Annotated in this window: 11 protein-coding genes; 6 read left to right on the top strand and 5 right to left on the bottom strand. The window is 58.6% G+C overall.

Going from position 1 to position 12,704, the window contains the following annotated elements:
* Together IM314_RS07285 and yghU are read right to left on the bottom strand one after the other, a co-directional pair.
* Entirely contained in the window at positions 1 to 333 is a 333-nt protein-coding gene (locus IM314_RS07285; protein ID WP_041908148.1) for a glycine zipper domain-containing protein, read from the bottom strand.
* Positions 334 to 491: 158 nt separating this feature from the next.
* Positions 492 to 1,358, bottom strand: a complete 867-nt coding sequence (gene yghU, locus IM314_RS07280) for a glutathione-dependent disulfide-bond oxidoreductase (protein ID WP_028014407.1) — start codon at positions 1,356 to 1,358, stop codon at positions 492 to 494.
* Between the two features lie 245 nt (positions 1,359 to 1,603).
* Between yghU and IM314_RS07275 the strand changes: the two genes are divergently transcribed.
* From IM314_RS07275 to gss, 6 genes are all read left to right on the top strand, one after another.
* Positions 1,604 to 3,193: an ABC transporter substrate-binding protein gene (locus IM314_RS07275; protein ID WP_193358478.1), complete on the top strand. Its 1,590-nt coding sequence runs from the start codon at positions 1,604 to 1,606 to the stop codon at positions 3,191 to 3,193.
* Positions 3,194 to 3,237: 44 nt separating this feature from the next.
* Positions 3,238 to 4,191, top strand: a complete 954-nt coding sequence (locus tag IM314_RS07270) for an ABC transporter permease (protein ID WP_028014405.1) — start codon at positions 3,238 to 3,240, stop codon at positions 4,189 to 4,191.
* 4 nt (positions 4,192 to 4,195) lie between these two features.
* Positions 4,196 to 5,041 carry an ABC transporter permease gene (locus IM314_RS07265; RefSeq protein ID WP_045630648.1) on the top strand — a complete coding sequence of 282 codons (846 nt, stop codon included), beginning with the start codon at positions 4,196 to 4,198 and terminating at the stop codon, positions 5,039 to 5,041.
* The gene (locus IM314_RS07260; RefSeq protein ID WP_045630647.1) at positions 5,034 to 6,008 is read left to right on the top strand and encodes an ABC transporter ATP-binding protein; all 975 of its coding nucleotides are present in this window, start codon (positions 5,034 to 5,036) and stop codon (positions 6,006 to 6,008) included. Before IM314_RS07265 ends, IM314_RS07260 begins: the two co-directional genes overlap by 8 nt.
* Positions 6,005 to 6,976 carry an ABC transporter ATP-binding protein gene (locus tag IM314_RS07255; protein ID WP_041908156.1) on the top strand — a complete coding sequence of 324 codons (972 nt, stop codon included), beginning with the start codon at positions 6,005 to 6,007 and terminating at the stop codon, positions 6,974 to 6,976. The genes IM314_RS07260 and IM314_RS07255 overlap by 4 nt, the downstream gene beginning before the upstream one ends.
* 117 nt (positions 6,977 to 7,093) lie before the next feature.
* Positions 7,094 to 8,956: a bifunctional glutathionylspermidine amidase/synthase gene (gss, locus tag IM314_RS07250; RefSeq protein WP_193358477.1), complete on the top strand. Its 1,863-nt coding sequence runs from the start codon at positions 7,094 to 7,096 to the stop codon at positions 8,954 to 8,956.
* 54 nt (positions 8,957 to 9,010) lie between these two features.
* On the opposite strand, the gene pgaD is transcribed toward gss, so the two are convergent.
* From pgaD to pgaB, 3 genes are read right to left on the bottom strand one after another with little or no spacing between them, the layout of a single operon-like run.
* Positions 9,011 to 9,445: a poly-beta-1,6-N-acetyl-D-glucosamine biosynthesis protein PgaD gene (gene pgaD / locus IM314_RS07245; protein ID WP_041908160.1), complete on the bottom strand. Its 435-nt coding sequence runs from the start codon at positions 9,443 to 9,445 to the stop codon at positions 9,011 to 9,013.
* Positions 9,442 to 10,773 (bottom strand): poly-beta-1,6-N-acetyl-D-glucosamine synthase, encoded by a 1,332-nt coding sequence (gene pgaC / locus IM314_RS07240; protein WP_028014399.1) that lies wholly within the window; start codon positions 10,771 to 10,773, stop codon positions 9,442 to 9,444. Before pgaC ends, pgaD begins: the two co-directional genes overlap by 4 nt.
* Positions 10,766 to 12,703 (bottom strand): poly-beta-1,6-N-acetyl-D-glucosamine N-deacetylase PgaB, encoded by a 1,938-nt coding sequence (pgaB, locus tag IM314_RS07235; protein WP_193358476.1) that lies wholly within the window; start codon positions 12,701 to 12,703, stop codon positions 10,766 to 10,768. Before pgaB ends, pgaC begins: the two co-directional genes overlap by 8 nt.
* Between the last annotated feature and the right edge of the window lies 1 nt (position 12,704).

Below are 12,704 nucleotides of genomic sequence, written 5' to 3'. Positions count from 1 at the left end.
TTAGTGCGTCGCTTCACCAATCAGCGCGCCCGTGCCGGCACCCACTGCCGCGCCTTTCAGCACGCTATTGCCCGTCACCGCAGCCGCGCCCGCGCCAACGACGGCACCCACGGCACCGCCCTTACGTGCGTCTTTGCCTTTTTCGCCGTTTTTGAACATTGCACCCGTGCCTGCGCCAACCACGGCACCACCCACGGTTGATTTCAAATCTTTGCCCGTGGCTGCGCCAATAGCAGCACCTGCTACCGCGCCGGCGGCGGTTTTGTCGATGGCCATTCCAGAGGTGGAAAAAATGAGGGCGCTGATAACCAGCGTTGTTTTAATAAGTTTCATAACAGATCCTTTGTGACTGCTGTCAGTTGATACGGCGTTTCTCAGTCTGAGGTGAGAAAAACGTCCAGATAGTGCCAGCAATAGCCACTCAACCTTTAGGCTAATCATGCCCTGGGCAAGGATCTCGGCTGCCGGGCGGGGAGCCGCCCGGCGAAACGTTACGCCTGACGCTTGTCTTCCGTATTGGTATCGAAGTCGCTCGCCGCGTGGCGTTCGTGGAGCTGCTCGTTCAGCTCGCCGCTGGTGCGGTTAACGATGCGACCGCGCTTAACCGCATGGCGGTTCGCCACGTCCTTCGCCCAGCGCTGGACGTTGGTGTACTTCTCCGCGTCCAGGAATTCGGCGGCGTTATAGACGCTGCCCAGCGCCACGCAGCCGAACCAAGGCCAAATCGCCATATCCGCGATGGTGTACTCCTCACCCGCCACGTAGCGACCGCGCGCCAGCTGTTTATCCAGCACGTCGAACAGGCGCTTAGCTTCCATGGTGAAGCGGTCAATCGCGTACTCGATTTTTACCGGCGCATAGTTGTAGAAGTGGCCAAAGCCGCCGCCGAGGAACGGTGCCGCACCCTGGAGCCAGAACAGCCAGTTCAGCGTCTCGGTGCGTCCCGCCGGATCTTTCGGCAGGAAGTGGCCGAATTTCTCTGCCAGGTAAAGCAGGATATTGCCGGATTCAAAGACGCGCGTTGGCGGGTTTGTAGAGTGGTCACGCAGCGCCGGGATTTTCGAGTTCGGGTTCACGTCGACAAACCCGCTGGAGAACTGGTCGCCCTCGCCGATGCGGATCAACCACGCATCGTATTCCGCGCCCGTCACGCCCAGCGCCAGCAGCTCTTCGAGCATGATCGTCACCTTCTGGCCGTTCGGTGTGCCCAGCGAGTAGAGCTGCAGCGGGTGAGAGCCTACGGGCAAATCCTTCTCATGCGTTGCGCCGGAAATTGGACGGTTGATGTTGGCGAACGCGCCGCCGCCGTTCTTTTTCCATTCCCATACTTTTGGTGGCTGATACGTGTTGTCTGACATGTTGGCCTGCCTTTTTAGTGATGTGTTGAGGCAGTGTAGCAGGAGATTTGTGAAGCGTTTAACGTTGTGAGCGCAAGCAATTAACCGCTATTCCTTCTGCTGCTTATATATATCAAATCCGGCATAAGCTTAATCGAAAATCGCATTTTCATAATTAATGCGTAAACCGCTAAAGCTGAATATGATGCTTCAACATAAATAAAAGATGCAGTAATAAACACTTTATAAGGCAAGGAGTTAGTGAGATGCGCAAGCTTCTGTTATCGGCAGTGGTCGTTTCGCTCGCGTTAGGCCTGGCGGGCTGTGATAATGCGAAAAATAAAGAGACAAATTCGGCCGCGGCGGCAAAAAGCGACGCGCCAAAAGAGGGCGGTTCGCTCATTATCGGGATTACCTCCGGCGACCCGTTAGCCGTTAATCCGCTCTACGCCAGCGACCGCACAACATTAACCATCATGCAGGCGCTTTATGCCCCGCTGTACAGCTTTAATAACGGCAACATTGAGTGGGGCCTGGCGGAAAGCCTGACGCCTTCTGCCGACAACCTGAGCTATACCCTGACGCTAAAACCCAACCTAAAATGGCAGGACGGCCAGCCGCTGACGGCGGACGACGTGGTCTTCACCTTCAATAAGCTGCTGGATGCCAAACAGCACAGCTTCTTCCGCAGCATGTTTACCTACGGCGGCAAGCCTGTTGAAGTGAGCAAGGTTGATGAGCGCACCGTTAAGTTCACCTTACCGCAGGTCAGCGCGGCCTTTACCGGCACCCTGGTGCAGATCTACCCGATCCCGCAGCACGTGTTCGCCGGTGAAGGCGACCTGGAAAAGAGCACCAAAAACGATGCGCCGGTCGGTTCCGGGCCGTTCAAATTTAAAGAGTATCGCGCCGGTCAGTATTACGCCCTTACGCGCTTCGACGATTACTGGAACGGCAAACCGAAGCTCGATTCCGTCACCTACCGTTTCGCCAAAGACAGCAACGCCGCCAACCTGGCGCTGCAAAACGGTGAAATCAACCTCAAGATGGTTGACCCGCAGGATGTGAACCGCCTGAAAAATACCGGGAAATTTGACTTCGTGGTCTATCCGGAAGGCCGTCTGGCCTATATGACGTTCAACCAGAACGTGGCGGTGATGAAGAGCAAAGCGCTGCGTCAGGCCATCGCGTACGCCATCAACAAAGACGAGCTAACCCAGACCGCGTTTACCTCGCTGGACTACGCTAAACCGGCAACCTCGTTCCTGACGCCAGATACGCTTTACAAGACGGATGACGTTGAACAGTACAAATTCGATCTGCAAAAAGCCAAAGACCTGCTGAAGACGTCCGGCGCGCCGGATAATCTCAAGCTACGCCTGGCGTATGTGAACACCAACAAAACCCAGGAGAGCATGGCGCTCTACATTCAGCAGGCGCTGAAGGGCATTGGGGTGAACGTGGAGCTGATGCCGCTGGACTCCAACGCCATGTCTCAGCGCAGTCTTGATATGAACAACACCGCGTGGGAACTGAACCTGGGCGGCTACATTATGGGAGCAGAGCCGGACGGTTACAAATCGCTATTCATGAGCAACGAAGCCTATAACTACGCGCACTACAAAAATCCGCAGTTTGATGCCCTGTGGGATAAAGGTGCCGTGGAAACCGACGCCGCGAAACGTGCCGATATCTACAAGCAAATTCAGCAGACCGTGGCGAACGAGATGACCTACTACCCGATCGCCTACACCAATGCGACCGTCGCCGTGGATAAACGCTTCGGCGGCACAAAGGAAGCGGAGCCGAAGCCGGTTTATCTGTTCCAGGATCTGTCAAAAATTTATCAAAAATAGGCTGTTGCCCCGGTCGTAAGATCGGGGCCTTTTAAGGGCACGTCGTGAACACACTCCTCACGCGTCGGCTGCTGCAGCTGCTGCCGATGCTTTTCTTTATTTCGCTGGTGGCGTTTTTGCTGGTCAAGCTCGCGCCCGGCGACCCCGTGGCCGCGTACATCACGCCGCGTATGGCGCCGGAAGATATTGAGCGAATTCGCCAGAGCCTGGGGCTGGATAAGCCGCTGGTCACGCAGTACGTCTTGTGGCTGAAAAGCGTCCTGCAGGGCGATCTCGGCTATTCGTTGATTTACCACCGCCCGGTGCTGGAGATGATCGGCGAACGCATTCCGGCCACGCTGGGGCTGATGGGGGCGTCGCTGCTGATGGCTATCGTGCTGGCGATCCCGCTGGGGCTGCTGGCGGGGGCATTTAAGCACCGCTGGCTGGATCACCTGTTGAACCTGTTTGCCTATATCGGCATCTCGGTACCGATTTTCTGGTTCGGCATTTTGCTCATCACCGTTTTTGCCGTGCAGCTTAACTGGTTCCCCAGCATGGGGATGCGCACCATCGGCATGGAAGATAATGCGCTGGATCTGCTGCGCCACGGCGTGCTGCCGTGTATTGCTCTCACGTTTTATAATCTTTCCAGCTACGTACGCTACATCCGCTCCAACACCATCTCGCAGCTCTCGGCCGACTACGTGCAGACCCAGCTGGCCTACGGCGCCACGCGTTCCAGCATTCTGTTCCGCCACGTGCTGAAAAACGTGCTGCTGCCGGTGATCACCCTGTTCGGATTGTCGTTCGGTGAGCTGATTGTGGGGGCCTATGTGACGGAAAGCGTCTTCTCCTGGCCGGGGATGGGGCTGCTCGGGATCCAGTCGATCGCCTCGCTGGACTACCCGCTGATTATGGCGATCATCATGCTCTCGTCGATAATGCTGATCGTCGGTAACCTGATCGCCGACGTGCTTTATCGCTTCGCCGATCCCCGCATTCGTACGCTGAGGTAACCGGATGAGCAGACGCTGGAAGCAGGTTCGTCACCAGCTGCGCCGCAACCGTCCGGCGCAGTTCTCCCTGTTTGTGCTTTTTATTTTCGTTGTCGCCGCGCTCTGTGCGGGGTTAAGTCCGTACGATCCAGATCGGATGGCGCTCGGCGCGCGCACGTTGCCGCCGGATGCCGCGCACTGGTTCGGTACCGATGAATACGGACGCGATTACTTCACCCGCGCGCTGTATGGCGGCCAGATCTCGTTAATGGTCGGTTTTCTCGCCATGCTCTTCTCCACGCTTATCGGCACGGTGGTGGGAACGGTGAGCGGCTATTTTGGCGGCTGGCTGGATAACCTGATGATGCGCGCCGTGGATATCCTGATGGCCATTCCGGCCTTCTTCCTGCTGCTGGTGGTGAATGCTTACCTCAAGCCGGGCGTGGATAACATCATTCTGATTATCAGCCTGCTGACGTGGATGAACATGTCGCGTCTGGTGCGTGCTGAAACCCTATCGGTGAAAGAGCGCGAGTACGTGCTTTATGCCCGCGCGTCGGGAGCGCATCCGCTGCGTATTATCGTGCGCCACATCATTCCCGGCGTGCTGCCGACCATTATCGTGGCGGCCACGCTGAATATCGCCTCGGCCATTCTGATGGAGTCAACGCTCAGCTTCTTAGGGCTGGGCGTGCAGGCACCGGCGGCATCATGGGGAAGCATGCTTAACAACGCCCAGTCTTATATTGGCGAAGCGTCGTGGCTGGCGATGTTCCCCGGCATTCTGATCCTGCTGACGGTGTTCAGCTTTAACGTGCTGGGCGATGTGTTCCGTACCGCCTTTGAGCCGGGAGCAAATCGCGATGAGTAACTTATTAGCGCTTGAGAACCTGCAAACCACGTTCCGCACCCGCGAGGGCGAGGTTCACGCGGTGCGCGGCGTGAGCTTTCAGGTTCAGCCGGGGGAACTCGTCGGTATCGTCGGCGAGTCGGGCTGCGGGAAAAGCGTCACCTGTAAGTCGATTATCCAGCTTCTGGGGAGCAACGGACGGATAACCGGCGGCAGCATTCGCTTCCAGAATGAGGACCTGGCGCAGAAAACGCCCGCGCAGATGCGTGCCATTCGCGGCAACGAGATCGCGATGATTTTTCAGGATCCGATGACCGCCCTGAACCCGGTGCTCACTATCGGCAAGCAGATGTCTGAGATCCTGGTGCGAAATAAAAATCTGTCGAAAAAAGCGGCCAAAGCGGCAGCAATAGCCATGCTGGATCAGGTGGGCATTGCTGAAGCGGAACGCCGATACGACCAGTATCCCCACGAGTTCAGCGGCGGGATGCGCCAGCGGGTGATGATCGCTATTGCGCTCTCCTGCAATCCGAAGCTTCTTATTGCCGATGAGCCGACCACCGCGCTGGACGTGACCATTCAGGCGCAGATCCTGCGCCTGCTGAAAAGTCTGCAACAGCAGACCCGGACCGCGATTTTGCTGATCACCCACGATCTCGGCGTGGTGGCGCAGGTCTGCAGCCGCGTGGTGGTGATGTACGGCGGCCTGGTGATGGAGGAGGGGAGCGTGGAGGACATTTTTTATCGCCCTGCGCATCCTTACACCCAGGGTCTGCTGGCCTCGCTGCCGCGCCCGGATGAGGTGAATCAACGTTTATCGCCCATTGAAGGTTCGCCGCCTGGCCTGCTTAACCCGCCGCCGGGCTGTCCATTTGCGGAACGCTGCTCGAAGCGCATGCCCCAGTGTGAACGGCAACCAGTATTTTACACCGCCGGAGAGGGCCATCGCGCCGCCTGCTGGCTATGGGCCGAGGAGATTCAGGCATGAGTGAACAACAGGCGCCATTAGTGAGCGTGCGCGATCTGCGCAAGCACTATCCGCTCAACGGCGGTTTGCTGCGTAAAGGCGTGGCCGTGAAGGCGGTTGATGGCGTGAGCTTTGATATCCAGCCCGGCGAGACGTTTGGCCTGGTGGGGGAGTCCGGCTGCGGAAAATCCACCCTCGGGCGCGCCATACTGCGCCTTTTCGATATTACCTCTGGCGAGATCCACTTTGCCGGACAGGCAATCGCCCACGCCCGCGAAAGAGAGCTCAAGCCGCTGCGTAAGCGGATGCAGGCAATTTTTCAGGATCCTTACTCCTCGCTCAACCCCGGTATGACGGTGCGACAGCTGGTGGCCGAACCGATGCAGATCCACGGCTACAGCCGCGAAGAACAGCGAGAACGTACGGAAACGCTGCTCTACAAAGTGGGGCTGAAGCACGAACACCTTGAACGGTTCCCGCATGAGTTCAGCGGCGGGCAGCGTCAGCGCATCAGTATTGCCCGCGCGTTGTCCGTACATCCTGAATTTGTGCTGTGCGATGAGCCGCTCTCGGCGCTGGACGTATCGGTGCAGGCGCAGGTGGTGAATATTTTGCAGGACCTGCAGCAGGAGCTGGGGCTGACCTACCTGTTCATCGCCCACGATCTCTCCATGGTGCGCCATATCTCCAGCCGCATTGGGGTGATGTATCTCGGCAAACTGGTAGAGGTGGCCCCGGCGAATGAACTGTATCAGCGCCCGGCACACCCTTACACCCGCGCGCTGCTGGCGGCGGTTCCCCAGCCCGATCCGCGCATCCGCAATCTCGAAGACGCCACCCTGCGCGGCGACATTCCAGGCCCCACGTCCGCGCTGCCGGGCTGTAAGTTCTGCAGCCGCTGCCCGCACGCCATGCCGGTTTGTCAGACGCAGGAGCCTGCGATGCAGGAGATTGCGCCAGGGCATTTCGCGGCATGCTGGTTGTTTTAAATGTTATTCACGCGTCGCGCAGGTGTATGATAAACGCTCCTCTGTCAGGTTAATTACAACGTGCAGACGACGACAACCCTTCAAAAAATTGCCGCCTGCCTGTTTTAGGTTGGATACATGCGTAAAGGAAAGTTAAGCAGTGATGCGCCATTCGGGACGTTGTTAGGCTATGCGCCGGGTGGCGTGGCGATTTACTCATCGAATTACGGCAGTCTGGATCCGCGAAAATACCCGGAAGACGCGGATTTCCGCAGCTATATTGGCAACGAATACATGGGCCACAAGTGGCAGTGCGTTGAGTTCACCCGCCGTTTCCTGTTCCTCAACTATGGCTTCGTGTTTACCGACGTCGGCATGGCGTGGGAGATCTTCTCCCTGCGCTTTTTGCGCCAGGTGGTGAACGATAACATTCTGCCCCTTCAGGCTTTTGCCAACGGCTCGAAGCGCGCACCGCGCGCCGGGGCGCTGCTGATCTGGCAAAAAGGCGGCGAGTTTCACGAGACCGGCCACGTGGCGGTGATCACCCAGCTTCTGGACGATAAGGTGCGTATTGCGGAGCAGAACGTGATTCACTCCCCGCTGCCGCTTGGGCAGCAGTGGACGCGCGAACTGCGCATGACCGTGGAGAACGGCTGCTATACCCTTCATGACACCTTCAGCGATACCGAAATTCTCGGCTGGATGATCCAGACGGACGACACGGAGCACAGCATTCCCCAGCCTGAACCGGACGGTGAACTGCTGAAAATCCGCGGCGCGCGGCTGAAAAACAAACGTCAGTTCGACGGAAAATGGCTGAACGAAAATGACGCGCTGCAGCAGGCATATATCCGAGCGAACGGCCATGTGATCAACAAAGATCCCTGCCAGTATTTCACCATCACCGAAAGCGCCGAGCAGGAGCTGATCAAGGCCACCAACGAACTGCACCTGATGTACCTGCACGCGACGGACAAAGTGCTGAAAGACGACAATCTGCTGGCGCTGTTCGACATCCCGAAAATCCTCTGGCCGCGCCTGCGCCTCTCCTGGCAGTGGCGCCGCCACCATATGATCACCGGTCGTATGGATTTCTGCATGGATGAGCGCGGGATTAAGGTTTACGAATACAACGCCGACTCCGCGTCCTGCCACACTGAAGGCGGGCTCATTCTCGAAGAGTGGGTGAAAAACGGCTATCGCGGCAGCGGGCATAACCCGGCAGAAGGGCTGCTTGAAGAGCTGACCGGCGCATGGAAGCACAGCCACGCGCGGCCGTTCGTTCACATCATGCAGGACAACGATGTCGAGGAGGACTACCACGCGCTCTTTATCCAGCGCTCGCTGATGCAGGCCGGGTTCGAGACCAAAATCCTGCACGGGCTGGAGGCGCTGAGCTGGGATGGCGCCGGACAGCTGATTGACGACGAAGGTCGTCACGTCAACTGCGTGTGGAAAACCTGGGCGTGGGAGACGGCGATAGAGCAGATCCGCGAGGTGAGCGAAACCGAATACGCCGCCGTGCCGATCCGCACCGGGCATCCTGAGGGCGAGGTACGCCTGATTGATGTTCTGCTGCGCCCGGAAGTGCTGGTCTTTGAACCGCTGTGGACCGTTATTCCCGGCAACAAGGCGATTCTTCCGGTACTGTGGCAGCTGTTCCCGAACCACCGTTACCTGCTCGACACCGATTTTGAGGTTAACGACCTGCTGAAGCAGACCGGATACGCCGTCAAGCCGATTGCCGGACGCTGCGGCAGCAATATCGATCTCATCAACGCCCAGGACGAGCTGCTGGATAAATCCAGCGGCAAGTTTGTTGACCGCAAAAATATCTACCAGCAGCTCTGGTGCCTGCCAAACGTCGACGGCAAGTACATTCAGGTCTGTACCTTTACCGTGGGCGGAAATTACGGCGGGACCTGCCTGCGCGGTGATGACTCGCTGGTGGTGAAAAAAGAGAGCGATATCGAGCCGCTGATTGTACTCAAGGATAAGTAACGTGCATCTGCGCTAAAAAAGCCCCCGCAGGGTATTCTCTGTGGGGGCTTTTTGTTACTGCGCTTCCTCGTCCTGCTGCGCGCTGGTTTTCAGTTCGATGATGCGTCCAATCTGGTCATGATAAACCGTCAGCAGGTTGTGCTGGCTCATCTCCGAGATGAGCTGCGGTGAGACGTTAAAGCTGCGGGCAAGTTCGTCATGATGCAACAAGCTCGGCTGACGTCGTCTTACGTTCGCGCGGCGGCGGTTGTACTGATACCACAAAATCAGCAGCCAGCCGTTGAGCGCGGCGAACAGCAAATAGATCAACACCGTATTAAAGGAGGCAATAATCACGCTCCACCGGTGGTCGCTCTCCTCGGTTAACTGCATCCACAGCCTGGCATACAGGAAGAACAGAAACCCGCCCCACGCCACCACGGTTAACGCGGCATCAAAAAGTCGTGGCAGCAACCGATGTTCAGTCAAAATTAAGGTATTTTCATTCATTGAAGGCTTCCTTTTCCCCTGTCCGGACTGATCCAGCGCGCGCGGGCGCGCTGACGTTTAAGCATGACTTTTGGAAATGCGACGAGGGTGGTGAACAGACCAATCATCCAGTAGACCATCGGGAACCAAATCACCCAGAAAAGCGAGCTGGCCACCTTGCGCTCATAGCGCCGCTCGATGTACAAGCTGACCAGGAACTGCAGCAGGCACATCACGCCCAGCAGCAGCCCGGTAAATGCCGGGGGAAACAGGGTTTCAACGGTCAGCCTGGCGGGAATGGGCGCGACGTGGCTGATGATGTACAGCAGCACCGTTATCGCATACGCGAAGGCCCACAGCGTTGACAGCGCGTACTCCAGAAACAGGGGCCACATGCGGTGATGCTCCCAGCGCACCATCTTGCGCAGGTTGACCAGAAATACCTCCGCGCCGCCCTGTGCCCAGCGCAGACGCTGCTTCCACAGGCCCTTCAGCGTCTCCGGCATCAGGATCCAGCACAGCGCCCGCGGCTCGAAAAAGATATCCCAGTGGCGCAGCTGGAGCTTCCAGCTGATGTCGATGTCTTCGGTGATCATGTCCGGGCTCCAGTACCCGACGTCCGCCAGCGCCTGCCGACGAAAGGCGGCGATGACGCCGGAGACGGTAAAGACCCGGCCATAGATCCGCTGCGTCCGCTTGATGAGCCCAATGATGGACGAAAACTCGCCAACCTGAATGCGGCCAATCAGCGTGGAGCGCGTGCGAATGCGCGGGTTCCCGGTAACCGCCCCTACGTGGGGATACTGAATCAGCGGCGCGACCAGATAGGCCGCGGTGTCGCGGTCGAGCAGGGCGTCGCCGTCAATGCAGACCAGCAGATCGCCCCGGGCCGCCGCCGCCCCGGCTTTGAGCGCCACGGCTTTTCCCTGGTTCTCCGCGAGGTTAATCACCCGCAGGCGCGGCTGCTCCAGCGCCAGCTGCTGCAGCACCTGCGCGGTGTTATCAGACGAGCCGTCGTTGATGGCGATCACTTCAATATTCTCGTATCGCTGAGCCAGCGCGGCGCTGATGGTCTCTCTGGCGTTTCTTTCCTCATTGAAGCAGGGGATCAGAATTGAGATGAGCGGCTCGCCGGCGAGCGTCGGGGCGGGCGTGTCTTTATCCCACGACCAGCGGCGTTCAAGCTGAAACCAGAAATAGAGGCCGCCGGTGACCCAGAGCACGGACATAAACAGCGGCCAGAAGAAGACAAAATCCAGAATCAGCTCGCCGGTAAAGAGGGCGGCTACCCCTAACGGCAGCCCGAATACCAGACACAAAATTGAAAAGGCGATTATGCGATCAGTCATTGTCAGGGTACCAGTAGGAAGAAAAGATGGGCCTGATGCGCGAGATATCAGGCTGGTTATTGATGAAATCGTCAGGGTAGTAGCCGTAGTTTTTGATGCCGTTCAGCTGGAGGACGCGCATCCACGCCGCAAGCTGACTGTCGGAGACGGCGCGCTGCGGCTTCTGCTCCCAGTCTCTGGCCTGCAGCTCGAAAATGGTTTTATCCAGCGCGCCGGGCCGCGCGGCGACGGCCTTGATCAAACGCGTCAGCCAGGCATTGCTCTCGTTCGCCGGAACGGACTCCATCAGCGGCATTGCCATGGGCACCGTCCAGTCATAGGCCGCCAGAAAATCATCGAGATTCTGCGCAAACCACGCTTCGCTTTCGGGCTGCAGAATGGGAAGGACGAACATATTGCGGGCGGTTTTTATCTGCGGGCCGCGGATGTGCTTCACCGCCTGGCTCAGAGCGCGGGTAAATCCGATAAGCCTCCGGCTTTTCTGGCGCGTCGTGTCCTGCCCGGCAGCGTCAACGTCCGTCAGTACCGCATCGTCATGGAACAGGATCCCGTTGAAGCTGGCATGGCGGGCCAGATCTTCATAGATTTCCGTCACCTGCAGGCGAACCTGCGGGTCCCACGGTGAAAGCCTGATGTAGGGCTCATTGGCCTCGCGCAGCTGGCCGGTTCGATCGTCCCGGCGCTGTACGCGCGGCAGGGCAGGATCGAGATCGAACGAGAGCACCGGCATCCACGCGTAGACCTTCACCCCCGCGCGGGTTTGCAACTGCCAGGATACGAAGTTAAAGAGATCGGCCCGGACCGGAAGTCGGCGGTTGGGGAAATAGAGCGCCCTGATCCTGCCGTCGCCCTGCGGGTCGGCAAACGCCTGCAGAAAGACGTGGCTGATTTTCATGTCGTACACCCGCTGGATCAGCCTGTTGATGTTTTGGGTCTGCTGAGCCGGATCGGGATCGTAAACGTAGTCGAGATCGACATGCATCACGCGCACGGGATCGCGCTCCTGAACCCGGCTGACCGAACTGGCAAACGCTTTGAGCGAGGGGTTGCCGGCGATCAGCAAACGGGGAATGCTACCGAGATTGCGCACGTCACCCAGCCCGTCCTCCAGGGTAAAGGCCAGCTGGTAGCCCTGCTGCCTGGCGATGGCGAGCGACGTACCGCTGGCGGCACCGTAAGGCCAGACCCAGGCGCGCGGCGCTTTGCCCGTCACCTGCGCGATTTTCTCCGTCACCTTGCGGACGTCATCGCCGATCCGCTGGCTGAACTGCTGGTCAGTTTCATAGCGCCCCGTCGCTTTATCATAAAAGCGGTTGGCGATGGCCGGTTCCCGGCTGCCCTGCGGGTTGGCGACGATGCCGTAATGCGAGGCCCAGGTATGCGATCCGATCTCAACCAGCGGAGACTGGCTGAGCTCGCGCACCATGTCCCAGGTCGCGAAGCGATCGCGGGGCGTCATCAGGCCGCCGAAGTTAACTTTTTGATTTTCCGGCGTATCCACCCAGCTGCCCACCGGCGCCCAGAGTGCAGGCACGTTCCAGGCCTTAAGCAGCGGCCAGACGCGGGTGTAGAAGCTGCTGTAGCCGTCGTCAAAGCTGAGCAGAACGGCTTTCGGCGGCAGCGATTTTTTGCCGTCATGCGCGTCCAGAATGTCCTGCACGCTGATGGCGTGATAGCCGTTGTGCAGAAGCCAGCTAATCTGCTCGTTTAGCGCGCTGGTGCGCACGGAGAGGTAGCGCTGATCGGCGGCATCGTCTTCGACGTCGTGGTAGGCCAGCACCAGAAACTGGTTCTGCGGCCAGGGTTTGCTCGCCTCCGGCTGCGGCCGCTCGCTGGGCGCAACGAACGAGATCGCCTGCGCCCAGACGCTCGCGCTGAGGCAGAGCCAGCCGATGAGGATCAGGCTCACGGAAAAACGTGTGTTCAGCATA

It is taken from the genome of Enterobacter cloacae complex sp. P42RS, from assembly GCF_014930595.1.
Lineage (GTDB): Bacteria > Pseudomonadota > Gammaproteobacteria > Enterobacterales > Enterobacteriaceae > Enterobacter > Enterobacter bugandensis.
This window is presented reverse-complemented; position numbering and strand designations above follow the sequence as displayed.